At 53.4% G+C, this 23,149-nt stretch carries 27 protein-coding genes and 2 tRNA genes; 15 read left to right on the top strand and 14 right to left on the bottom strand.

The window, feature by feature from the left end; genetic code table 11:
* The first annotated feature begins 16 nt into the window (after nucleotides 1-16).
* From LOC22_RS18805 to LOC22_RS18795, 3 genes are all read left to right on the top strand, one after another.
* Nucleotides 17-130, top strand: coding sequence for a YceO family protein (locus LOC22_RS18805; protein WP_032668750.1), 114 nt, complete (start codon nucleotides 17-19; stop codon nucleotides 128-130).
* Nucleotides 131-356: 226 nt separating this feature from the next.
* Nucleotides 357-923 carry a cytochrome b gene (locus LOC22_RS18800; protein WP_045333970.1) on the top strand — a complete coding sequence of 189 codons (567 nt, stop codon included), beginning with the start codon at nucleotides 357-359 and terminating at the stop codon, nucleotides 921-923.
* 1 nt (nucleotide 924) lies between these two features.
* Entirely contained in the window at nucleotides 925-1,503 is a 579-nt protein-coding gene (locus LOC22_RS18795) for a YceI family protein (RefSeq protein WP_017384744.1), read from the top strand.
* A gap of 38 nt (nucleotides 1,504-1,541) precedes the next feature.
* On the opposite strand, the gene LOC22_RS18790 is transcribed toward LOC22_RS18795, so the two are convergent.
* Complete coding sequence (locus tag LOC22_RS18790) at nucleotides 1,542-2,591, bottom strand: rhodanese-related sulfurtransferase (protein WP_015570841.1); 1,050 nt, start codon at nucleotides 2,589-2,591, stop codon at nucleotides 1,542-1,544.
* A gap of 218 nt (nucleotides 2,592-2,809) precedes the next feature.
* On the opposite strand from LOC22_RS18790, the gene LOC22_RS18785 reads away from it, so the two are divergent.
* The 3 genes from LOC22_RS18785 to LOC22_RS18775 all read left to right on the top strand — a co-directional run bounded on the left by LOC22_RS18785 (nucleotide 2,810) and on the right by LOC22_RS18775 (nucleotide 5,567).
* Entirely contained in the window at nucleotides 2,810-3,736 is a 927-nt protein-coding gene (locus LOC22_RS18785; protein WP_032647968.1) for a Kdo(2)-lipid IV(A) acyltransferase, read from the top strand.
* A 141-nt stretch (nucleotides 3,737-3,877) separates the two neighbouring features.
* Nucleotides 3,878-5,113, top strand: a complete 1,236-nt coding sequence (gene mdtG, locus LOC22_RS18780; protein WP_017693650.1) for a multidrug efflux MFS transporter MdtG — start codon at nucleotides 3,878-3,880, stop codon at nucleotides 5,111-5,113.
* 79 nt (nucleotides 5,114-5,192) lie between these two features.
* Nucleotides 5,193-5,567, top strand: a complete 375-nt coding sequence (locus tag LOC22_RS18775; RefSeq protein WP_015570844.1) for a MysB family protein — start codon at nucleotides 5,193-5,195, stop codon at nucleotides 5,565-5,567.
* Between the two features lie 7 nt (nucleotides 5,568-5,574).
* Here the strand turns inward: LOC22_RS18775 and LOC22_RS18770 are convergent, their stop codons facing one another.
* From LOC22_RS18770 to mdoG, 3 genes are all read right to left on the bottom strand, one after another.
* Nucleotides 5,575-5,802 carry a YceK/YidQ family lipoprotein gene (locus tag LOC22_RS18770; RefSeq protein ID WP_003858030.1) on the bottom strand — a complete coding sequence of 76 codons (228 nt, stop codon included), beginning with the start codon at nucleotides 5,800-5,802 and terminating at the stop codon, nucleotides 5,575-5,577.
* An 84-nt stretch (nucleotides 5,803-5,886) separates the two neighbouring features.
* Complete coding sequence (mdoH, locus tag LOC22_RS18765; protein WP_003858032.1) at nucleotides 5,887-8,415, bottom strand: glucans biosynthesis glucosyltransferase MdoH; 2,529 nt, start codon at nucleotides 8,413-8,415, stop codon at nucleotides 5,887-5,889.
* Nucleotides 8,408-9,961, bottom strand: a complete 1,554-nt coding sequence (gene mdoG, locus LOC22_RS18760) for a glucans biosynthesis protein MdoG (protein WP_015570847.1) — start codon at nucleotides 9,959-9,961, stop codon at nucleotides 8,408-8,410. Before mdoG ends, mdoH begins: the two co-directional genes overlap by 8 nt.
* Nucleotides 9,962-10,216: 255 nt before the next feature.
* On the opposite strand from mdoG, the gene mdoC reads away from it, so the two are divergent.
* A complete protein-coding gene (gene mdoC, locus LOC22_RS18755) occupies nucleotides 10,217-11,356 on the top strand; it encodes a glucans biosynthesis protein MdoC (protein WP_047057602.1) in 1,140 nt (379 codons plus the stop codon).
* A gap of 41 nt (nucleotides 11,357-11,397) precedes the next feature.
* Here the strand turns inward: mdoC and ymdB are convergent, their stop codons facing one another.
* From ymdB to csgB, 5 genes are all read right to left on the bottom strand, one after another.
* Complete coding sequence (ymdB, locus tag LOC22_RS18750; RefSeq protein WP_015570849.1) at nucleotides 11,398-11,934, bottom strand: O-acetyl-ADP-ribose deacetylase; 537 nt, start codon at nucleotides 11,932-11,934, stop codon at nucleotides 11,398-11,400.
* A gap of 80 nt (nucleotides 11,935-12,014) precedes the next feature.
* Nucleotides 12,015-12,335: a type 1 fimbrial protein gene (locus tag LOC22_RS18745; protein WP_017384751.1), complete on the bottom strand. Its 321-nt coding sequence runs from the start codon at nucleotides 12,333-12,335 to the stop codon at nucleotides 12,015-12,017.
* Nucleotides 12,336-12,488: 153 nt separating this feature from the next.
* On the bottom strand, nucleotides 12,489-12,821 hold the full coding sequence (gene csgC / locus LOC22_RS18740; RefSeq protein ID WP_017384752.1) for a curli assembly chaperone CsgC: 333 nt from the start codon (nucleotides 12,819-12,821) through the stop codon (nucleotides 12,489-12,491).
* 56 nt (nucleotides 12,822-12,877) lie between these two features.
* On the bottom strand, nucleotides 12,878-13,333 hold the full coding sequence (gene csgA / locus LOC22_RS18735) for a curli major subunit CsgA (RefSeq protein WP_003858043.1): 456 nt from the start codon (nucleotides 13,331-13,333) through the stop codon (nucleotides 12,878-12,880).
* A 39-nt stretch (nucleotides 13,334-13,372) separates the two neighbouring features.
* Nucleotides 13,373-13,828, bottom strand: coding sequence for a curli minor subunit CsgB (csgB, locus tag LOC22_RS18730; RefSeq protein ID WP_017384753.1), 456 nt, complete (start codon nucleotides 13,826-13,828; stop codon nucleotides 13,373-13,375).
* A 743-nt stretch (nucleotides 13,829-14,571) separates the two neighbouring features.
* On the opposite strand from csgB, the gene csgD reads away from it, so the two are divergent.
* From csgD to csgG, 4 genes are read left to right on the top strand one after another with little or no spacing between them, the layout of a single operon-like run.
* Nucleotides 14,572-15,222, top strand: a complete 651-nt coding sequence (gene csgD / locus LOC22_RS18725) for a biofilm master transcriptional regulator CsgD (RefSeq protein ID WP_017384754.1) — start codon at nucleotides 14,572-14,574, stop codon at nucleotides 15,220-15,222.
* A 4-nt stretch (nucleotides 15,223-15,226) separates the two neighbouring features.
* Nucleotides 15,227-15,616 (top strand): curli production assembly/transport protein CsgE, encoded by a 390-nt coding sequence (gene csgE / locus LOC22_RS18720; RefSeq protein WP_230239120.1) that lies wholly within the window; start codon nucleotides 15,227-15,229, stop codon nucleotides 15,614-15,616.
* A gap of 26 nt (nucleotides 15,617-15,642) precedes the next feature.
* Entirely contained in the window at nucleotides 15,643-16,059 is a 417-nt protein-coding gene (gene csgF / locus LOC22_RS18715) for a curli production assembly/transport protein CsgF (protein ID WP_003858054.1), read from the top strand.
* A 26-nt stretch (nucleotides 16,060-16,085) separates the two neighbouring features.
* Nucleotides 16,086-16,919: a curli production assembly/transport protein CsgG gene (gene csgG, locus LOC22_RS18710; RefSeq protein WP_003858055.1), complete on the top strand. Its 834-nt coding sequence runs from the start codon at nucleotides 16,086-16,088 to the stop codon at nucleotides 16,917-16,919.
* 43 nt (nucleotides 16,920-16,962) lie between these two features.
* Here csgG and LOC22_RS18705 read toward each other — a convergent pair whose 3' ends face one another.
* The 4 genes from LOC22_RS18705 to ghrA form a co-directional block, all read right to left on the bottom strand.
* Nucleotides 16,963-17,445, bottom strand: a complete 483-nt coding sequence (locus LOC22_RS18705) for a DUF1097 domain-containing protein (protein ID WP_072159654.1) — start codon at nucleotides 17,443-17,445, stop codon at nucleotides 16,963-16,965.
* A gap of 96 nt (nucleotides 17,446-17,541) precedes the next feature.
* The gene (locus LOC22_RS18700; RefSeq protein WP_023303414.1) at nucleotides 17,542-18,096 is read right to left on the bottom strand and encodes a molecular chaperone; all 555 of its coding nucleotides are present in this window, start codon (nucleotides 18,094-18,096) and stop codon (nucleotides 17,542-17,544) included.
* Between the two features lie 19 nt (nucleotides 18,097-18,115).
* Nucleotides 18,116-18,853, bottom strand: a complete 738-nt coding sequence (locus LOC22_RS18695) for a phosphatase (RefSeq protein ID WP_003858061.1) — start codon at nucleotides 18,851-18,853, stop codon at nucleotides 18,116-18,118.
* An 84-nt stretch (nucleotides 18,854-18,937) separates the two neighbouring features.
* Nucleotides 18,938-19,876, bottom strand: a complete 939-nt coding sequence (gene ghrA, locus LOC22_RS18690; RefSeq protein WP_017384758.1) for a glyoxylate/hydroxypyruvate reductase GhrA — start codon at nucleotides 19,874-19,876, stop codon at nucleotides 18,938-18,940.
* Between the two features lie 229 nt (nucleotides 19,877-20,105).
* Between ghrA and LOC22_RS18685 the strand changes: the two genes are divergently transcribed.
* A tRNA-Ser gene (locus LOC22_RS18685) sits at nucleotides 20,106-20,193 on the top strand.
* 120 nt (nucleotides 20,194-20,313) lie between these two features.
* Here the strand turns inward: LOC22_RS18685 and LOC22_RS18680 are convergent.
* A complete protein-coding gene (locus LOC22_RS18680; RefSeq protein ID WP_017384759.1) occupies nucleotides 20,314-21,219 on the bottom strand; it encodes a LysR family transcriptional regulator in 906 nt (301 codons plus the stop codon).
* A gap of 109 nt (nucleotides 21,220-21,328) precedes the next feature.
* Between LOC22_RS18680 and LOC22_RS18675 the strand changes: the two genes are divergently transcribed.
* The 3 genes from LOC22_RS18675 (at nucleotide 21,329) to LOC22_RS18665 (ending at nucleotide 23,111) form a co-directional block, all read left to right on the top strand.
* Complete coding sequence (locus tag LOC22_RS18675; protein ID WP_040117482.1) at nucleotides 21,329-22,189, top strand: pirin family protein; 861 nt, start codon at nucleotides 21,329-21,331, stop codon at nucleotides 22,187-22,189.
* Nucleotides 22,190-22,208: 19 nt separating this feature from the next.
* Nucleotides 22,209-22,886, top strand: a complete 678-nt coding sequence (locus tag LOC22_RS18670) for an isochorismatase family protein (protein ID WP_003858068.1) — start codon at nucleotides 22,209-22,211, stop codon at nucleotides 22,884-22,886.
* Nucleotides 22,887-23,023: 137 nt separating this feature from the next.
* A tRNA-Ser gene (locus tag LOC22_RS18665) sits at nucleotides 23,024-23,111 on the top strand.
* Nucleotides 23,112-23,149: the final 38 nt, after the last annotated feature.

The following is a 23,149-nucleotide window of genomic DNA, read 5'->3' as shown; positions in this document are numbered from 1 at the left end:
TAGCGAGAGGGGCATGATGCGCAGACTGGTGAATTACCTTATCAATAACATCCGCGAGCATTTCATGCTCTACATTGCTCTTTGGTCGCTGCTGGCGATCATTGACGTTATCTATATTGTATTCTTCTGAAAGTTCTTGCTGACGTTTATTGACACTCCTTTAAACTTATTTAACTTATATTTTTTAAAAAACGTCACCTCAAATTTATTGAACGAAGCGATTGAAATACATTGCGGAAACATATTCAAATTCGCTGAAATAAATTAAATAAAATACATTATTCATTTTTTTCAGTTGCATTATTTATTTAAGCCGTCCATTTTTATTGCTCAGTCATTTGAGAACGGAAATTCATATGCAATGGCGTAACTCCTCCCGTCGCTACGGAATAATATCCATGTGTTTACACTGGCTATTTGCACTTGCCGTCTATGCCATGTTTGGTCTCGGCCTGTGGATGGTGACATTAAGCTATTATGACGGTTGGTATCATCAGGCCCCCGAATTGCACAAAAGCATTGGGGTTCTGCTGATGATGGGTCTGGTTTTTCGCGTGATCTGGCGACATATCTCTCCGCCCCCTCCAGCACTCAAAAGCCATGGCCGACTTACCCGCATAAGCGCTGTTGGCGCACATATCGCACTCTATGCCCTGCTGTTTGCCATTCTGATCAGCGGCTATCTTATTTCGACCGCAGACGGTAAACCGATCAGCGTGTTTGGGCTTTTTGACGTCCCAGCCACGCTGGCTGACGCCGGTTCACAGGCTGACACCGCAGGTGTGGTTCATCTGTGGCTGGCATGGAGCGTGGTGATCCTGTCTGTCCTGCATGGCCTTGCGGCCCTGAAACATCACTTTATTGATAAAGACGATACGCTGAAGCGCATGCTTGGCCGTTCGTCAGTTGACTCTGGAGCATAAAATGAAAAAACGCCTGTTGGGTATCGCATTAGGTTCGCTGCTATTTACCACCGGTTCGGCCATTGCCGCTGACTATAAAATTGATAAGGAGGGCCAGCATGCCTTTGTCAATTTCCGTATTCAGCATCTGGGTTACAGCTGGTTATATGGCACATTCAATGATTTCGATGGCACATTTACTTTCGACGAGAAAAACCCTGCTGCCGATAAAGTGAACGTCACCATTAATACCAACAGCGTCGACACTAATCACGCCGAGCGTGATAAACATCTGCGCAGCGCTGAATTTCTGAACGTGGGCAAATTCCCGCAAGCTACTTTCGCGTCGACAGAGGTGAAGAAAGACGGTGATAAGCTCGCTATTACCGGTAATCTGACGCTGAACGGCGTAACAAAACCGGTCACACTGGATGCCAAATTAATTGGACAGGGCGACGATCCGTGGGGTGGCAAACGTGCTGGCTTTGAAGCCGCAGGCAAAATTCATCTAAAAGATTTTAATATCACCACGGATTTAGGCCCGGCATCGCAGGATGTTGAGTTGATTATTTCGGTGGAAGGCGTTCAGCAGAAGTCATAAAACAGGCCCGGCAGGCTTTCGCGCCGCCGGGCAGTGTTTTACTCCGGGTCCGGAATACCCAGTTTGGTATTCAGTCGGCCCCGGGATTTATTAAAGATCTTATTCCCGTTCTCGCGTCCGGCACGGCGACGACGTTGCTCTTCTTCAGGCAAGATACTCTCTTCACTGCACAGCTCGCTACAGCAGCCATTAAACTTCTCGGCACATGCAGGGCACTGAATAAACAGCAGATGACATCCGTCGTTTTTGCAGTTGGTATGCGTATCGCACGGCGTACCGCACTGGTGGCAGTGCGCGATCACGTCCTCTGAAATTCGCTCGCCCATACGCTCGTCAAACACAAAGTTCTTACCGATAAAACGCACCGGTAAACCCTGCTCACGGGCGCGACGGGCATACTCAATGATCCCACCCTCAATGTGCCAGACTTTATTAAACCCGTTGTGCTTCATCCAGGCGCTGGCTTTTTCACAGCGGATCCCCCCGGTGCAGTACATAACGATCTTTTTGTCTTTATGCTCCTGCATCATCTCAACGGCTTTTGGCAGTTGCTCGCGGAAGGTGTCGGCAGGAATTTCCATCGCATTCTCGAAGTGACCCACTTCATATTCGTAGTGGTTACGCATATCAATGAACACCGCATCCGGATCGTCGAGCATCGCGTTCACTTCAGCGGCCTTCAGGTACTCCCCCACATTAGCGGCATTGAAGCTCGGATCGTCAATGCCATCCGCCACAATACGCTCGCGCACCTTCATGCGCAGCACCCAGAATGATTTACCGTCATCATCCAGCGCAATGTTCAGGCGTAAGCCGTTAAGCGCCGGATCAAACCCGTAAAGGAGGTCGCGGAAGGCGCTGACCTTGCTTTCCGGCACGCTGATCTGCGCGTTAATCCCCTCACGCGCCAGATAGACGCGACCAAACACGTTCAGGGCGGTGAAAGCCTGGTAAAGCGCATCGCGGGTCGCCTGGGGATCATCGATGGTGAAATACTTATAGAAAGAGATCGTTGTGCGCGGTTCGGTTTCGGCCAACATACGCGCTTTCAACATCTCATTCGAAACGCGGTTGTGTAACACTGGCATGGTGTACAAGTCCTGCAATCGTTGAGAAATAAAAATCGGTCGGCATGATATAGCAAACAAAGACAATTTACATCCACACAATTTACGCTACATTTCAGTCAACCTGATTAATCAGACTTAACATTTGCATATTCTTTCATGTTTCGATGACAGACATTTTGGCTATGCCTTAAAAAATGAGACAATATCCTTTCAGGACGTTAGAACACAGGACAGACATGACCCAGTTACCGAAATTTACTGCCGCGCTTTTGCATCCCCGCTATTGGTTAACATGGTCAGGCATTGGCTTGTTGTGGCTAATTGTACAGCTGCCTTATCCCGTCATTTTCCGCATGGGTAAAGGACTGGGCCGCATTGCTCAGCAGTTTATGAAGCGTCGCGCCAGGATCGCGTATCGTAACCTTGAGCTTTGTTTTCCTCAGATGAGTGAATCTGAGCGCCACGACATGGTGGTTAAAAACTTCGAATCTGTCGGCATGGGGCTGATGGAGACCGGTATGGCCTGGTTCTGGTCGGATAAACGCATGGCGCGCTGGACGGAAGTGGCCGGGACCGGCATGGAGCCGGTGCATACTCTTCAGGCCAACCAGACTGGCGTCCTGCTGATTGGCGTTCATTTCCTGACGCTCGAAATTGGCGCGCGCATGTTCGGCATGCAGGCGCCGGGTATAGGCGTTTATCGTCCTAACGATAATCCGGTGATCGATTTGATCCAGACCAACGGACGCATGCGCTCCAATAAAAGCATGATCGATCGCAAAGACCTGAAAGGGATGATCCGCGCCCTGAAAGCAGGTGAAGTGGTCTGGTATGCCCCGGATCATGACTATGGCCCGCAATCCAGCGTGTTTGTCCCATTCTTTGCGGTGGAAGATGCAGCGACGACCACCGGGACCTGGATGCTGGCGCGGATGTCCAAAGCGGCTATCGTGCCGTTTGTGCCGCGCCGTAAACCAGACGGTTCAGGCTATCAGCTCATCATGCTGGAGCCGGAACTCGCGCCACCGCTGATTGATGCAGAAACCACCGCCCGCTGGATGAACGGCGTTGTCGAGAAATGCATTATGCTCGCGCCGGAGCAGTACATGTGGTTGCATCGCCGCTTTAAAACCCGGCCTCAGGGCGTTCCTTCCCGGTATTAACCTGCGTGCGGCCTTCCGGGCCGCATGTTGTTTTAGCTTTAAAAGCTCCCCGTCATTGCGGCAATCATACCCCGGGCGCATAATTAGCAGGCTTATTACCTCACTGTTCACGGTGCCCTGCACCTCATTATGCGGATAGTTATGTCCCCCACAGATGCTCCCATAAACTGGAAACGTAACCTGACGGTTGCGTGGCTGGGTTGTTTTCTTACTGGCGCCGCCTTTAGCCTGGTGATGCCCTTCCTGCCCCTCTACGTTGAACAGCTCGGCGTCACCGGACATAGCGCCCTGAATATGTGGTCCGGCCTGGTGTTCAGCATTACGTTCCTGTTCTCCGCCATTGCGTCGCCTTTCTGGGGTGGGCTGGCGGATCGCAAAGGCCGCAAAATTATGCTGCTGCGCTCCGCGCTCGGCATGGCGATCATTATGCTGCTGATGGGGGTGGCGCAGAATGTCTGGCAGTTCCTGATACTACGCGCGCTTCTGGGCCTGCTCGGGGGATTTATCCCTAACGCCAACGCCCTGATCGCCACCCAAATCCCGCGCCAGAAAAGCGGCTGGGCGTTGGGCACGCTATCCACTGGCGGAGTAAGCGGCGCACTGCTGGGCCCACTGGCGGGCGGGCTGCTGGCCGACCACTACGGACTGCGGCCGGTATTCTTCATTACCGCCAGCGTGCTGTTCCTCTGCTTCCTGGTGACGCTTATCTGTATCCGCGAGAATTTCACGCCCGTGGCCAAAAAAGAGATGCTGCACGCCCGGGATGTGCTGGCCTCGCTGAAAAACCCAAAGCTGGTGCTGAGCCTGTTTGTAACCACCATGATTATCCAGGTGGCCACCGGTTCAATCGCGCCTATACTGACGCTCTACGTACGCGACCTGGCGGGAAACGTCAGCAATATCGCCTTTATCAGCGGCCTAATCGCCTCTGTTCCCGGCGTGGCGGCGCTACTGAGCGCGCCGAGGCTCGGCAAGCTGGGAGACCGTATCGGCCCGGAAAAGATCCTGATCTGCGCCCTGATCGTCTCCGTCCTGCTGCTGATCCCCATGGCGTTGGTGCAGTCTCCGTGGCAGCTCGGCGTCCTGCGCTTCCTGCTGGGGGCTGCGGATGGTGCGCTACTCCCGGCTGTACAGACGCTGCTGGTCTATAACTCCACCAACCAGATAGCCGGTCGTATTTTCAGCTATAACCAGTCGTTTCGCGATCTGGGTAACGTCACCGGACCGCTGGTTGGCGCGGGGATTTCGGCCAGCTTCGGTTTCCGGGCGGTCTTTATCGTGACGGCAGGCGTCGTGCTGTTCAACGCCGTTTATTCGTGGCTCAGCTTATCCCGGGCGCTACGCCCGGCGCGAATAAGACCACATCGTGACGGCTAATTTTCGCATTCATACTTGCAAAATCACATAATCAGCTATTCTTTCCCTGAATACCTTCACGAAAAACAGGGAGACACCAATGACCATGTACGCCACGCTGGAAGAAGCAATTGATGCCGCTCGCGAAGAGTTCCTCGCCGATAATCCCGGCGTTGAGGAAGAAGATGCTGACGTGCAACAACTCAATATCCAAAAATACGTCCTACAGGACGGCGATATTATGTGGCAGGCCGAATTCTTTGCTGATGAAGGTGAAGATGGTGAATGTCTGCCGATACTCAGTGGTGAAGGTGCGCAGGCGGTATTCGACGGCGACTATGACGAAATTGAGTTACGTCAGGAGTGGCTGGAAGAAAATACGCTGCACGAATGGGACGAAGGTGAGTTTCAGCTCGAACCGCCGCTGGATACCGAAGAGGGTCAGGCCGCAGCGGACGAATGGGACGAGCGATAAGTCACCGCTACTCGTAGGGGCCGTGGCTGGCATCGATGGGCAGCAGTAGCGTGTCGAAAATCAGAGAAAACGGCAGATCGAGCACGGTGAGATAGCGCCATGCGGAATCACGGACATCCCACTGTACGCCGGGGTAGTACTGATTCCCGTGGCCCTGCCCGGGGATGGTGCGGCTGATAATGCTGCCGCAACCGCTGAGCAGGCATGCCATCATGACGACAATGATTACTTTCATTTCTGACCTCTAAAAAAATACCGGCGATTAAGCCGGTATTTTATTTGGCGGGTGGCGCTTCGCTTACCCGCCCTACTTAACAACTTACTTCGCCTTCAGGGCCAGCGGATTGAGCTTCACGTCCTTGTAGTAGTTCACCCACGAAGAGTATCTCTCCGGAGAGGACCACACGCGGTAGTGAAGCCGTGCCATCGTCACCGGATCGCTCAACAACACCAGACGACGGTCGCGGTTAAGCTTTTCTGGCGTCTCGTTCAGCGCCTGCTCAACGTGGCGATCGCGGGCGATCTCCAGCACCTGGCTGGCGCGGTGACGCGCCGTCGCCATCGCGGTTGCCAGCGCGTTGAATGACGGGTTAAACACGGCATGCATAAAGCCATCATCCAGCGTGCGTTTGCGGTTCTGCTCCAGATAGGTATCGGTATCCACCAGCACCTGCGGCGGAGAATACTCTTCCGGGATCAGGAACAGCTTCCAGCGTTTGGTACGCAGGCCCACCGTGGAACGGCTGGAGATCACCGATACAAACGGCGACAGGATCAGCGAGAAGACGATTGGCGCAAGCCAGAACAGGAAACGCAGATCCAGCCAGGCCATACCAACGGCCCACACCAGGCCCAGCAGCAGCTGAGAGCCGTGGCGCATAAAGGCTTCACTCCACGGCGTAGAGTCATCGTCACGCTGCGGTGAATTCCACACCACTTCCCATCCCAGGAACGCGCTCACCACAAACACCGTATGGAACAGCATACGCACCGGCGCCAGCAGGACCGAGAACAGCACTTCCAGCAGCAGTGAAAGGGTCACGCGGCAGAAACCACCGTACTCCTTCGAACCTTTGCACCAGATCAGAATGATACTGAGCAGCTTAGGCAGGAACAGCAGCACCATGGTCGACGCGAACAGCGCGATCGCCAGCTCCGGACGCCACTGCGGCCACACCGGGAACAGCTGGCGCGGTTGCAGGAAGTACTGCGGCTCCGTCAGGGCATGCACAACCTGCAACGCGGTTGAGAGCGCCAGGAACATAAACCACAGCGGCGCAGACAGATAGGACATAACGCCCGTCAGGAACACCGCACGGTGAACAGGGTGCATCCCTTTCACCAGGAACAGGCGGAAGTTCATCAGGTTACCGTGACACCAGCGGCGGTCGCGTTTGAGCTCATCCAGCAGGTTCGGCGGCAGCTCTTCATACGAGCCAGGCAGATCGTAGGCAATCCAGACGCCCCACCCTGCGCGACGCATCAGCGCAGCTTCCACAAAGTCATGCGACAGAATGGACCCGGCAAACGACCCTTCACCCGGCAGCGGCGCCAGGGCGCAGTGCTCGATGAATGGCTTCACGCGGATAATGGCGTTGTGGCCCCAGTAGTGGGATTCACCCAACTGCCAGAAGTGCAGACCGGCAGTAAACAGCGGCCCGTAGACGCGGGTCGCAAACTGCTGGCAGCGCGCATACAGCGTGTCCATACCGGACGCTTTTGGCGAGGACTGAATAATTCCCGCGTTCGGGTTGGCTTCCATCAGACGGACCAGCCCGCTCAGGCAGTCGCCGCTCATCACGGAGTCTGCATCCAGTACCACCATGTAGCTGTACTGGTTACCCCAGCGACGACAGAAGTCATCAATGTTTCCGCTCTTACGCTTAACACGACGACGACGACGACGGTAGAAGATCTGCCCTTCGCCCTGCACCTCGGCAATCAGCTCCATCCAGGCTTTTTGCTCCGCCACGCAGATATCCGGATTGTAGCTGTCGCTCAGGATATAGACGTCGAAATGCGCCGCGTTACCGGTCGCCTTCACGGACTCCCAGGTAGCACGCAGCCCGGCGAATACGCGGTCAACGTCTTCGTTACAGATAGGCATGATCAGCGCGGTACGGTGCTCAGGATTGAGGGGTTCATCCCCGACCGTCGACGCGGAAATACTGTATTTGTCACGCCCCATCAGCAGTTGCAGGAAGCCCATCAGCGCCGTCCAGAACCCGGCGGAGACCCAACAGAACAGCACGGCGAACAGCAGAAGAATGCCGCTCTGTAAAATATACGGCAGCAGCTGCATGAAGGAGACCCAGATATCCTGGCCAATCATGTCAGCAGGGTTAATCAACGCCCAGCCCTGGTACGGCAGAATGGTTTTCATGTACCAGGTGGCGACAACCGTCTGCGCCAGCGTCAGCAGCAGCAGAATGTAACGACGAATCGTTCCCACGGTACGCCATTTCTGCTCGGACGCCTGCTGTTCTTTGGTCAGACGTGACAGATAGCGCGGCGTCACGTCTCGCCCACGCAGGCGATCCCAGAAGCGGCCCACCGGGTTGGTGCGCCACGGATCGGGGAACATGGAGGAACGCGTGGCCTTCGGCATCGCCTGTAGCTGGTCACGCCCTTCGTCATCCTTGATTAACTGCCCTTCTGCCAGCGAGTCCGGCCATGCCTGCTCCAGACGTGCCTTCACTGACCCCAGCGGCGTATCATCATCACGGGAAAAGTGACGATGTTCACCATCCAGCGCGGTGTGAACCGCGCGGATGTCGCTCGCAGGGAGTGCCGCTTTTTCGATGTCCGTCAGCGGCATGGCATCAATATATTCAGATGTATTATTCATTGGCAGGTAGCTGATAGCTCCAGGTTTCACTCAGCGGCTTATCGTTACTGACCAGCGCGGCGCGCATTTCAGTGGTCTGTTTCGGATCTTTCACCTTCACGCGCAGGGTCAAACGCCACCCTTTGGTGACCGGGTTGTAACGCACGGCGTTCTCAACGATTTCACCGTTATCGCCAATGCTGGCCTGTGCCGTCACGGCAGTATCCGGGGCCAGTTTTTTCATATCCTGCCCGGTGAAGTCCACGATAAATGCCAGCGTGCCATCCGGCTGACGAATCAGGTTGGACTGCTTCACGTCACCCGTCGAACGACGCGTCTGCATTACATACGCGTTATCCGGTGCGTGCAGTTTGTCTTCGTCACGGCTGAAGGTGATCGCATACTTGAAGTTCATCTCTTTACCGGCTTCCGGCAGCTGATCCGGTGTCCAGTACGCCACAATGTTATCGTTGGTTTCATCGTTAGTTGGAATTTCAACCAGCTCAACCTTGCCTTTACCCCAGTCGCCTTTCGGCGTAACCCAGGCGCTTGGACGCAGATCGTAGCGGTCATCCAGATCTTCAAAGCGGGAGAACTGACGGCCACGTTGCAGCAGACCAAAGCCCTGCGGGTTTTCCATCGCAAAGCTGCTGACGGCGAGGTGTTTCGGGTTGTTCAGCGGACGCCAGATCCACTCGCCGTTACCCGCATGAATGGAGAGGCCATTGGAATCATGCAGTTCAGGACGGAAATTGGTCGCCGGAGAGGGCTGGTTCGGCCCGAACAGGAACATGCTGGTCAGCGGTGCGACGCCCAGTTTGCCCACTTTATCGCGCAGGTAAACTTTAGACTGTACGTCAACCACCGTGTCACGCCCTGGCATGATCACGAAGCGATAAGCGCCTGTCGCACGAGGGGAGTCCAGCAGCGCATAAATTGTCAGACGTTTGTCGGTTGGTTTTGGACGTTCGATCCAGAACTCGCGAAAACGTGGAAATTCTTCACCTGATGGCAGCGCGGTATCAATTGCCAGACCGCGCGCAGAAAGCCCGTACACCTGCCCCGCGCCAATCACGCGGAAGTAGCTGGCGCCAAGCATGCTGACGATTTCGTCGTTTTTATCTTTGCTGTTAATCGGATAAAGCACCTTGAAGCCTGCGAAGCCGAGGTCTTTCACCGTGTCTTTATCGTGTTGCACATCGCCAAAATTGAAATAATCCGGGCTGTACTTGATTTTGCGTACCGCGGTCGCCGTCACTTCGTTGATGGCAACCGGCGTGTCGAAGTACATACCCTGGTGGTAAAATTCAAGCTTGAACGGGGTTTTAATATTGTTCCAGTACGCTTTATCGTGATTGAACTGGATCTGCTGATAGTCCGCGTATTTCATGTCGCGGAAAACGGAGGGCAGGTTACTTTTTGGCGCTTCGTAGCTCTTGCCCGCCATCGATTTAGCCTGTTTTGCGACATCATCGATGTTAAAGGCCAGTGCAGATGAGGTATACAGTGACAACAGCACTGCTACACCCAACCAACGCATTTTCATCATTTGTGGTTTATGTTTCATAATAAGTAAGCACTTCCCCCTTTGTGTGCTTATATCGATCCGATCCATTTTAATGGAAACTCAGGCAATCCGACAACATTATCACTGCTTTGTTCAGCTCGCTGGCTCATGGATTAAGCAAATGAAAGAACCCGCTTTTCACTTTGCGTGCTTATCCTGGAGACAGGGTGTCGGTCTTGGTGTAGGGTTGGCTCCGAATGTAACCATTATGAGCCTTAGGGATAAGGCGAAAAGTCTGAGAATGCGCAAAGTTATATGAGCACAACCCCTGTACAACGTGAATATTTCCTCGACTCGATCCGCGCATGGCTCATGCTATTGGGGATCCCTTTTCATATTTCACTGATCTATTCCAGCCACACCTGGCACGTGAACAGCCAGATGCCCTCCTGGTGGCTGACGCTGTTTAATGATTTTATCCATGCCTTCCGCATGCAGGTATTTTTTGTCATTTCGGGTTATTTCTCTTACATGCTCTTCTTGCGCTACCCCCTCAAACGATGGTGGAAAGTGCGCGTGGAGCGCGTGGGCATACCGATGTTGACGGCCATTCCGCTGCTGACGCTGCCGCAGTTCATCATGTTGCAGCATGTTAAAGGCAAGGCGGAAAACTGGCCGAATCTCTCCTTCTATGAGAAATACAACACCCTGGTCTGGGAGCTGATTTCCCACCTCTGGTTCCTGCTGGTACTGGTGGTGCTAACCACGGTGAGTTTGTTGATCTTCAGCCAGCTGCGCCAGCGCGCGAACACCGCATCCTCGACCTTCTTCGCCAACATCACCCTGGGCAAGCTGTCGCTGCTGTTTCTTGCGCTGGGGGTCGCGTATGCCGCCGTCAGGCGTACCCTGCTCATTGTCTACCCTCCCATTCTGAGCGATGGGCTGTTTAATTTCGTGGTGATGCAGACCCTGTTCTACATTCCCTTCTTCCTGATTGGGGCGCTGGCATTTATTCATCCCCGGCTTAAAGCGCTGTTTACCACCCCCTCCCCCTGGTGTGCGGTGGGTGCTGCGCTGGCCTTTGCCGCCTATCTTCTCAATCAGCGCTATGGCAGCGGGGACGCGTGGATGTATGAGACAGAGAGCGTGATAACGATGCTGATGGGCCTGTGGATGGTTAACGTGGTGTTCGCCCTTGGCCATCGTCTGCTGAATTTTAAATCCAGTCGCGTCACCTATTTCGTTAATGCTTCGCTGTTTATCTACCTGGTTCACCATCCGCTGACGCTGTTTTTCGGGGCGTACATTACGCCGCATATCGCCTCGAATGCGCTGGGCTTCTTCACCGGCCTGGTCTTTGTGGTTGGCATTGCCATCGTGTTGTATGAAATCCATCTGCGGATCCCGCTTTTGCGTTTCCTGTTCTCAGGCAAACCTCAGGTTAAAGCGGGATAACAAAACGGCGCCTCCAGGGCGCCGTTTTTGCACTTCAGACATCAAAATGCCTGGCTGCGCGCGGTCAAAATCCGCTGATACAGGTCGGCGGTGTGCTCATCGAAACAGACAAAAATGACTTTTTCCGGCATGGGTTTGAGGGAAAGGTAGTGATAAACGGTATTCACGGCGATTGTAGCTGCCGCTTCCTTTGGATAACCGTATACCCCGGTGCTAATGGCGGGGAACGCCATGGTCTTGTACCCGTTATCCGCCGCAAGCCGCAGGCAGTTACGATACGCCTGCTCCAGAATCTCAGCCTCATGGCGGTCGCCACCGTGCCAGACGGGTCCAACGGTATGGATCACCGCTTTGGCCGGGAGATCGCCTGCAAGCGTAATAACAGCATGCCCCGGCGGGCACTCTCCCTGCTGCTGACGCACGGTTTTGCATGCTTCAAGGAGTTGAGGGCCTGCGGCCCGGTGAATGGCACCGTCCACCCCGCCCCCACCCATCAGGGAGGAATTGGCTGCGTTGACGATCACGTCAACGTGTACCGTCGTGATATCGCCATGAATAACGTCGATTTGCGGTCTCATAAACACCCTCTACAACCCGCCTTTTTCATCAGTGTATCGCAGAGGGAGAAGGAGAAAAACTGCCGTGAAAAAAACGTCGGTTAGCGGTAATCCACCTGAACGACCGCAAGCGTTTTCTGTTCATTCAGGTATTTCATGCTGACAGCGGCCAGAGCTGAATGAGGATGATGGCCCCGGAGCGCCTCGTCATAACTGATGGTATGCGTTTTCATACGGTTATTTTCCGGACAGGAGATCGCAAACTGCTGATGCCGGGGCGTGACTTCGCACGGGTCAGCGACCACCGCGCCACGAAAATGAATCACCCCACCATTTTCTATAGTTGCTGAATAAGCCGGAGATAAAAAAGAGGACAGGATCAGTCCCAGACCAGAAATAATACACGCTGCGGATTTGAACATTATTTGTACTCCTCAATGAAATTCGTCCTTGAGGGGTAAAAACGCTCCGTTATGACGTATCAATTTAAGCAACCCGATGACTGGGTTCTTGATATCAGCATAGCTTACCTGTGCAGCGCCGCCACTTTATTAAATCATTGATTTCATGAATTATTAAAGCGTACTTACCGGTGCGTTCCACTGCTGTGATAAATGAAGCGATTTTCCATCGGAAACGGTGACGATTATTTTTACCGCATCCCCTGAACGAATATTTAAACTGATTCGCGTTAAATCAATCGGCTGATTAGCGGGTATAAAAAGAGTATTTTTCTGCCGCGATGTACTTTGTCCCGCTTGCCCCTGTCGGACAGATAACACCTCAACCTGACATTCGCAGGCGTCTGCCAGCGTGACCTGAGGAATAATGGTTGTCATATTTGCCTGCTGTGAGGTGCTGAACGTTATCTGGCTGGCAAGCGCAGCAAGGAGAATGAAGGTGCTCATGAGATCCTCCCGAAAAAAAACAGGGCACATGCCCTGTTTTTTGGTACAGAATTGAATCAGTACTGATGTGCGGTCGCGTTGTTGCCAAAGCCAACCTGGTGCACAGTCACCGTTGAGCCGGACGCTGTCTGGTCTACCGCCGCGCCGTTGCCGCCGCCGAACTGTTTCACGTTGATAACAGAGTCTTTGCTATTCCACTGGTCGATGGTGGCGCTGTTACCAAAGCCTTTTTGCAGCAGATCGATAGAACTGTCATCAGAGCCCTGACCAACATCTGCGCCGTTACCGCCACCGTGCTGGGTAATGGTCAATTCAGAATCTCGGGCGTCCGTCTGCAAAGCAAGCGCGGAGTTACCGCCGCCGTACTGGTAAATGCTCAGGGTTGAGTCAGGGCCGTTATTGCCGCCACCCCAGCCACCACCGTGGCCGCCGCCAAATTGTGGTACCGCACCTGCGAAAGCACTGCCAGAAACTACGATTGCTGCAATAACTGCCACTTTGAAAAGTTTCATGGTAAACCCCCATCGGATTGATTAAGGCGTCACACATCGCTAGCGTTGAATAACGCGAATAGCCATTTGCGACTGTCTCTGTACTACAACTGCTGTTTTCTGCGTACCATACTGCGTTATATTCGCCCTGTTACCCGAGCCTTTCTGGATAATCATGGCGGTGTTGCCAAAAGCGCCCTGCTTAATACTCGCATCGTTGCCGTTACCGGTCTGATCGATATAAGCAAGGTTATACGTCCCTGACTGATCAACATGCGCGCGGTTATTCCCGCCCTCCTGGGAAATAATGGACAGCAATTTAGAACCGCCCTGGCGTACATCAGCATTATTACCTGAGCCCTGTTGACCAATAATGGCTGCCTGATTGTATGAAGCTTTACTTAATTCATTTATCGCAAAATTATATTCAGAACTGGCTAAATCTGAATCACCTGCGATTACAAACCCAGGCGCACCCAGTAATGTAAACATCATAAACAACATTTTGTTTTTCATGCTGTCACCCTGGACCTGGCTATAAAATAGGTATGTCTTTACCCGTTAACGCGATTCGTTTTGTTAACGCCGCGTTACGGAAAAGAGTATGTCTGCCGAAACATATTTAATATCTCACCCGTGTGCCTTATTTTTATATGCTCATTCACCTCAAAGTCGTAAATCTCGCCTGAAACGACGCGACACACCACTAATGCAGAAATAAATTCTTGTCTGAGCGCCTGGACAACAGCGAGACAGGCTGTCCAACCTGTACCGGCTTCTACAGACAAACACGGCAATGTCTTTTGCCAGGGGCGTGACACGAAGCAAGTTTTCTTAAGAAAAATTTCCAGCTTAGAGAAGTCTTAACTTTTTAGCTGAGTTCATACTTTTTACCGGCTGGCTTACAATAATTAAAAGCCCAATAATTCAATTCGTTATAATATATTGTATGACTTTCAAAATCTGTGCACGTTTATACACCTGTACAACTTCCCCCTTATCTTAAAATCTATTCACCCTGCAAAATACACAACTTAATATCGAATTTTACATTCTGTTACATGATTAACACTTGCTTTAAAGTTTGCAATAGCTAGATTGAAAACAGCAGTACGTTATTTGTTTTTAATTTTACCGCCTCCTTTGGAGGAAGGTTTTTTAACTACACACAGCAGTGCCACACCTGTCAGTACTTCTGGTGCCCTTTTCAATAATACGAGGGCAGCTGCCGGGTGTCATAAATAACGTGGGGTTTCATCATGTTTAATGAAGTCCATAGCTTACCCGGTCATACATTATTGTTGATCACAAAACCTTCCCTACAAGCGACAGCGTTATTGCAGCATTTAAAACAATGCCTCTCGCTTAACGGGAAACTGCATAATATTCAACGTTCTTTTGATGATATCGCTCCTGGCAGCATCATTCTTCTCGATATGATGGAAGCGGATAAAAAACTGGTCCATTACTGGCAGGATAATTTAAGCAGGAAAAACAATAATATCCGCGTATTGTTATTAAATACGCCTGATGAGTATCCTTTCCGCGATATTGAGAGCTGGCCGCATATTAACGGCGTGTTTTACGTCACTGAAGAAGAAAACCGTGTCGTGGAGGGTTTGCAGGGCATATTGCGGGGGGAGTGTTATTTCTCGCAAAAACTGGCCAGCTACCTCATTACCCACTCCGGAAATTATCGCTATAACAGTTCAGAATCTGCACTTCTGACGCACCGTGAGAAAGAGATCCTGAACAAACTGCGTATTGGTGCTTCAAATATTGAAATCGCCCGTTCGTTATTTATCAGCGAAAATACGGTTAAGACGCATCTTTATAATCTTTTCAAAAAGATAGCTGTTAAAAATCGCACGCAGGCGGTGTCGTGGGCAAACGATAACCTCAGGCGTTAATAGCATGAAACGCACCCTAAGTTGGATTGCCGCCGCAGGCATTATGCTTGCTGCCGGAAACCTTCAGGCTGTTGAGGTGGAAGTTCCCGGACTGTTGACCGACCACACCGTCACCTCTGTCGGACACAATTTTTATCGTGCCTTCAGCGATAAGTGGGAAAGCGATTATCCGGGTAACTTAACCATCAACGAACGGCCCAGTGCGCGGTGGGGAAGCTGGATCACAATAACCGCTAATCAGGACGTTATTTACCAGACTTTTTTATTCCCAACGAAAAGAGACTTCGATCAGAACGTCGCTTTCGCGCTGGCACAAACAGAAGAAGCTATTAACCGCCTACAGTTAGACAAAGCCCTTTTGAACACAGGCGATTTAGCAAAAGATGAGTTCTAGCAACGACACCTATTTCGGAGGCTGTAATGCGTCTCGCACACACAGTGATTTCGTTAATGCTCATTGCGCCGTTGAGCTGGGCCGGAAATATGACATTCCAGTTCCGCAACCCTAATTTTGGCGGCAACCCGAATAACGGAGCCTTTATGCTTAACCAGGCTCAGGCTCAAAACTCCTATAAAGACCCCAGCTATGACGATGATTTCGGTATCGAGACCCCGTCGGCCCTGGATAATTTCACTCAGGCCATCCAGTCGCAAATATTAGGTGGCTTATTAACCAACATTAATACCGGAAAACCCGGACGGATGGTCACTAACGACTTTATCGTCGATATTGCCAATAAAGACGGACAGCTTCAGTTAAATGTGACAGACCGAAAAACCGGTAAAACGTCGACAATCCAGGTTTCCGGTTTGCAGACCAGTTCAACTGATTTCTAAACAACCCCAAAATAAGGACAATTATTATGCAGCGCTTTTTTATTTTAGTTGCAGTGTGCTTATTAAGCGGTTGTTTAACTGCCCCGCCAAAAGAAGCCGCTAAACCCACCCTAATGCCTCGTGCCCAGAGCTACCGGGATCTGACACATCTGCCGGTCCCTACCGGGAAGATATTCGTCTCGGTCTATAACATTCAGGATGAGACGGGCCAGTTCAAACCGTATCCGGCCAGTAACTTCTCGACGGCCGTACCGCAGAGCGCCACCGCGATGCTGGTCACCGCCCTGAAAGATTCTCGCTGGTTTATCCCGCTGGAACGTCAGGGGCTGCAAAACCTGCTTAACGAACGAAAAATCATTCGTGCCGCGCAGGAGAATGGTACCGTTGGCGTCAATAACCGCATGCCGCTACAGTCTCTCACCGCAGCCAATATCATGGTGGAAGGCTCGATTATCGGCTACGAAAGTAACGTGAAATCGGGCGGCGCGGGTGCGCGTTACTTTGGCATCGGGGCCGACACGCAGTATCAGCTGGATCAGATTGCCGTCAACCTGCGCGTGGTTAACGTGAGCACGGGTGAGATATTATCCTCCGTGACCACCAGCAAAACGATTCTCTCTTATGAAGTGCAGGCCGGGGTGTTCCGCTTTATCGATTACCAGCGTCTGCTGGAGGGTGAAATTGGCTATACCTCTAACGAGCCGGTCATGCTGTGTCTGATGTCGGCCATCGAAACCGGCGTGATTTTCCTGATTAATGACGGTATCGATCGCGGCTTGTGGGATCTTCAGAATAAAAGTGACGTGAGTAATGCGGTGCTGGTGAAATACCGAGAGATGTCGGTGCCGCCAGAGTCATAATCGGCGGCGCATAAAAAAGGCGAGATTTCCGTCTCGCCTTTTTTTATTTACTTACCGCAGGAACGCTCTGGCTCTTCTCGCGTCGGGCCGCAAGCCAGAGGCCGCTGTTCTTCATGGCGTAGCCAAACAGTAATCCCAGCATGAGCGAAGGGACCACCAGCTTCCAGTCCCCCTGCCCCGCAAAGGTCGCGCAGGCACCCATGAACGTGCCGGGCACAAAGGACAACAGCAGATGTTTTGCCTGAACGCACATCAGGAAGGCCACAATGCCGGTGATGGCGTACCCCAGGATTTCCACATGCGGCGCCAGCGCGCTGCCTTTCATAATGACCAGCGCCCAAATCACACCGCTCATCAGAGTACAGCCGGAGATGAAGAGCCCTTTGAGACCACCCTGCGGGCAGGCGAAATAGGCCGTGCAGCCAAGAAAACCAGCCCAGCTCAACAAGCCGAGAGAGACAGCCACCCAACCCCAGAGGCCGGAGAGGATGCCAGTCGTGATTGCAATACAAAGTAGTATGTTCATGGTGCGCATCTTAGCAGATGCGCACCATAGAAATGAGATCAGAAGCACATTACGTGCAAGTTGAAATGTATCGTTGCAGGATTTTTGTGATTCAAATCACTCTTCGTTCTCTTCTTCCAGCTCGTCCCACATGGCAGCGATGGCGTCACGCGTCAGCGGAGCCAGCGTTCTCCAGAACGGCGAGGTGGCGTGGGCTTCAACTTTACCCAGGAAGGTGCCAACCCACGGAAGCAAATACGTTTCGAACAGGGTTTCAATCGCCTCGTTCTCATCATCACCTGCATTATCTTCAATCCAGGAGGCCGCCAGCAGCAGGGTACCGATATGATCGGCAGGCATATCCGTCAGCGGCATGCCGCGTTCTGAAAGAAACGCCCGAACTTCCGCTTCGGTCGTACCTTCCTGCCAGGCAGAACGATACGGCGACACGCGACACTCTTCTCCCACAAACAGCGCGTTGTAATCCGTTGAAATCTGCTGCATATCGCAGCTTTTTTGCAAGCGTTCCAGCAACTCATCCTGTTCCAGCGGCCAGCTCTGCGCCAGTTTACCTTCACGAATCAGGGTAAACAGCGGAACCAGCAGCGGATCCTGCGGCTGGCGGTAATATAAGGTGCCCAGCACGCGGCAAAGGATGGAAAACTCATTCATGTTTTTATTCCGTTATTAATTAAAGATCGGCAAATTCATCAATCGGCGCCATGCCGCGCGACTCAAGGAAGTCGAGCATACGACGCGGCGTGACGTTCAGGATCTGTTCTTCCGGGAAATTCACGTCCCGCAATATTTTCAGGCACTCGCTAAAATCACCCAGCGTGAAGGCCGTGTGTGAATCAGAGCCCAGCGCCACCATGCCGCCCGCGTCACGCACGGCCGCCGCCACTTCGCGGCAGTTGGCTTCACTGCCCTTACGCGAGTGAACAAAGGAGGAGTTGTTAATCTCCAGCGCCACGCGGTGCTTCGCTGCCGCCTGCGCCACGGCCTGAATATCAATCGGGTATTTCGGATTTCCCGGGTGGCTGATAATGTGCACGTTGCCGCTGGCAATAGTGGCAATCATCGCTGCGGTGTTGGTCTCTTTATCCTGGGGCGCAAAGACCGGCTCGTGGAAGCCAGCGAGGATCAGATCTAACGAGGTCAGCATCGGACCGGTGCAGTCAATCTCACCGTCGGTATTTTTGATGTTCGCTTCGATGCCACGCAGTATCCCGATACCGTCCACCAGGCGTGGCCAGATACGCATATTCACAAAATGCCAGTAGTGCGGCGCATCCGCCATATCCGGACCGTGATCGGTTATCGCAAACAGTTTAATGCCTTTCAGCTTCGCCTGAGCGATATAATCATGGAGGTTACTGTAAGCGTGGGTACTGGCGACGGTGTGCATATGCAGGTCAACGGGATACATCTTTCTCTCCTCTGCGGTTTTTCCCAAGGATAGCAGTTATCAGCGGCGAATATTAGCAAAAACCCGGCGAACGCCGGGTTTCTCTCAGTAGCCTCGCTGTCTGTCGACCTGTCCGGTCACCGCGTTGCCCTTCTCTATTTCGCTGATGGTATGCGAGATGTACGCCACGGCCTCCGCCGGTCGCGTCACGGCCGCAATATGAGGCGTCATCGCCACGCGCGGATGTGCCCAGAGCGGGCTGTCTGTCGGCAGCGGTTCGCGGCTATAGACATCCAGCATTGCGCCTTTCAGTTTACCGCTATCCAGCGCTTTCAGCAGATCGTCTTCCACAACGTGTACCCCGCGCGCCAGGTTCATTAAGTAGCTGTCTTCTGCCAACTGGTTGAGGAGCGTGCCATTGATAATGCCGACCGTTTCCGCCGTATTCGGCAGCAGGTTAATGAGGACGCGAGTCCCTTTCAGGAACGCCGGGAGTTCGTCCGTTCCGGCAAAGCTCTCGACGCCTGGATAATCCTTACGGCTCCGGCTCCAGCAGCGCAGTGGGAAGCCCCACGGCGCGAGCGCTTCGGCGACTTTCGAACCCAGTACACCCGCGCCGAGGATGCCGATGGTGAAATCTTCATGCTGATAATCCGGAAGCGGTTCCCAGTGGGATTGCTGTTTAAACGCCTGATAATCGTCGAAGCGGCGGAACCAGTGCAGCACCTGGCTCACGGCATATTCCTGCATCTGCTGCCCCATACCGGTATCTTCCAGACGAAACAGGGGAATATCCTCCGGCAGCATTTCAGGGTGTGCCTTCAGCTTACTGAGAATGGAATCCACACCCGCACCAAGAGCAAACACCGCCTTCAAACGGCGTCCCTGAAGCATTTCGACCGGGGGATGCCAGACCAGCGCGTAGTCGGCATGTTCATTATCGCCCTGTTTCCATTCGCGAACGCGTGCGCCAGGCAGTGCCGCCGTGAGCGCGTTAATCCAGTAAGCCGTATCAAAAGTGGGGTGATAGAAGATAATATCCATAGTCATTGCCTTTTATTGCGCTGTTTTATTTTCATTTTCAACTGGCTTGCCAGCATAACAAATTTATCGCTAAACCGCGTTGCTGATAAAAGAGGCGCATTTCGCACATTTCGGAATCAGGTTGCCTGAAGTTTGTCTAAACACGCTAAATTACTGAAAAAGTGGGTTGACGGCAGTACGGCTTTTCCTTACATTAGCGCCCGTCCCGACAACAACGGGATGACAATATGGTGAGGTGTCCGAGTGGCTGAAGGAGCACGCCTGGAAAGTGTGTATACGGCAACGTATCGGGGGTTCGAATCCCCCCCTCACCGCCATATTCAAGACAAGAGCTCGTACGAAAGTACGGGCTTTTTTCTTTTATATTCTCCGTAAGGAGATTCGCTCCCTGCGTTCTTTATGTCGGGTGGCGCTACGCTTACCCGACCTACAAAAAGCTAGTCTTCAACCATCTTTGCATACTCTTCGGTGAGAAAATCCACCAGCGTCCTGACCGATGGCAGCAGGCCGCGCCGGGATGGATACACCGCGTGGATCACTTCCCGTCTGGGTTCCCAGGCATTCAGCACCCGAACAAGTTCACCTGAAGCCAGCTGATCCTTCACCATCAAAATGGGCAGCTGTACCACGCCCACGCCCGCCATCGCCGCCTCCCGCAGCGCCAGCATGTCGGTAGTCACCAGGCGCGGCGTGAAGTGAATTTCTGCCTTTGCGCCCTCCGGCCCGCTCAATTCCCACTTATGCAGGTGCTTGCCCGCCCCCATACTTAACCCCGGCCACTCGCTGAGTTCAGAGGGCATCGCCGGGTTGCCCATCCGTTCAATCAGTGCCGGCCCGGCAACCAGACAGTGCCCCCTGTCCGCCAGCACCCTTAATACCAGATCGCTGTCATCAAACGGGCGCGGACGAACGCGGATCGCCACATCCACCCCCTCCGCCACCAGATCGACCCGGCGGTTGGTGGCTTCGAGCTGGAGGTTGATCCCTGGATAGCGCGCCATAAACCGCGCCAGCATGGGCCCCACGTGAACGTGCAGCAAGGTGACAGGACAGGTGATCCGGACCATACCGCGCGGCTCAGCCTGTAAAGCAGCCACCGCCTCCTCCGCAGCTTCAGCTTCCACCAGCATGGCTTTACAGTGCTGATAGAACGTCTGCCCCACCTCCGTCACTGCAAACTGCCGCGTGGTACGTTGGATCAACCGAACGCCCAGGCGTTCTTCCAGCTGCGCAATCCTACGGCTCAGTTTCGACTTAGGCTGATCGAGCGCCCGACCCGCCGCCGCAAAGCCACCATGCTCCACCACCTTCACAAACCATACGAAATCATTGAGATCCTGCATACGCCTCCATTGTTCCATTTAAGGAACAGTGAATGTCATTTTTGCTATCTACCGGGATATTAACCCTGAATATAAGCTAATTCCATCAACAGGACATCAGGAGTTAATCATGAAAAACGTAACAGGCGTGTATACCGCACCTCGGCCGCACTGGGTCGGTGACGGTTTTCCGGTTCGTTCGATGTTTTCTTACCAGACGCACGGCGAGCCCCTGAGCCCGTTCCTGCTGCTGGACTACGCCGGACCGCATACCTTCCCGGCGGACGGCGCGAAACGCGGCGTGGGCGAGCATCCTCATCGCGGTTTTGAAACGGTGACCATCGTCTACTCAGGCGAAGTGGAGCACCGTGATTCCACCGGCAGAGGCGGCGTTATTGGCCCAGGCGACGTGCAGTGGATGACGGCAGGCGCAGGCATTTTGCACGAGGAGTTCCACTCCAGCGCGTTTTCGCAGAAAGGCGGTGAACTGAAAATGATGCAGCTGTGGGTCAACCTGCCCGCCAAAGACAAAATGGCGACGCCTGGCTACCAGAGCATCACTCAGGCGGATATCCCGGTGGTCACCCTGCCGGATAACAGCGGAACATTGCGCGTGATTGCTGGCCGTTTTGGAGAGGTAACCGGCCCGGCGCATACCTTCTCACCGCTGAACGTGTGGGATCTCGCGCTGCGCCAGGGTAGCCATCTGACGCTCAATCAGCCCGAAGGCTGGAGCACGGCGCTGGTTGTCGTTGAAGGCAGCGTGACGGTGAACGGCACCACGCCTGCCGGTGAGGCGCAACTGGTCGTGCTGAGTCAGAGCGGTGACAAACTGCATCTCGAAGCCAGCAGCGATGCCAAAGTGCTGCTGATGGCCGGGGAGCCGCTGAATGAACCCATCGTGGGCTATGGCCCGTTTGTGATGAACAGTAAAACCGAAATTGCCGAGGCTATTCGCGATTTCAACTCCGGCCGCTTTGGCCAAATCTAAACGTAATAAGGAGCGCATTATGTCTACCCCTGCAAACTTCAACGGTGCACGTCCCGTTATTGACGTAAACGATGCCGTTATGCTGCTTATCGATCACCAGAGCGGGCTGTTCCAGACTGTAGGAGACATGCCAATGCCTGAGCTGCGCGCCCGTGCAGCAGCGCTGGCAAAAATCGCCTCGCTGGCGAAGATCCCGGTGATCACCACGGCGTCGGTTCCACAGGGACCGAACGGCCCGCTTATCCCGGAGATCCACGCCAACGCGCCGCACGCACAGTATGTGGCACGCAAGGGTGAGATCAACGCCTGGGATAACCCGGAGTTCGTGGCGGCGGTGAAAGCCACCGGGCGCAAAACGCTGATTATCGCGGGGACGATCACCAGCGTCTGCATGGCCTTCCCGTCCATCAGCGCGGTGGCGGACGGATATAAAGTGTTTGCGGTGATTGATGCCTCCGGCACCTACAGCAAAATGGCGCAGGAGATCACCCTGGCGCGCGTGGTGCAGGCAGGCGTGGTGCCGATGGACACGGCTGCTGTTGCTTCCGAAATTCAGCGCACGTGGAACCGTGAAGATGCGGGTGAATGGGCTGAGGTGTACACACACATCTTCCCGGCCTACCAGCTGCTGATCGAAAGCTACAGCAAAGCGCAGGACGTGGTGAAAAATAGCGAAGTGCTCGATTCGCAGCGTTAATCCTGCGCGCTGCGACATAAGCTGATTAAGGCTTAACCGAACAAGCACGAATGCTGAAAATCTGCTTGACCGTTTTAGCGCAACTCCCTATAGTAGCGCCCCGTTGCCCCCCAAGCGGTCAGGCAGCAAAACAATATGGTGAGGTGTCCGAGTGGCTGAAGGAGCACGCCTGGAAAGTGTGTATACGGCAACGTATCGGGGGTTCGAATCCCCCCCTCACCGCCATATTCAAGACAAGAGCTCGTACGAAAGTACGGGCTTTT

Origin of the sequence: Enterobacter sp. AN-K1 (assembly GCF_020971765.1) — a bacterium.
In the GTDB taxonomy this organism is placed as follows: domain Bacteria; phylum Pseudomonadota; class Gammaproteobacteria; order Enterobacterales; family Enterobacteriaceae; genus Enterobacter; species Enterobacter hormaechei_C.
Note: the sequence above shows the minus strand (reverse complement) of the source record. Positions and strands in the feature narration are given on the sequence as shown.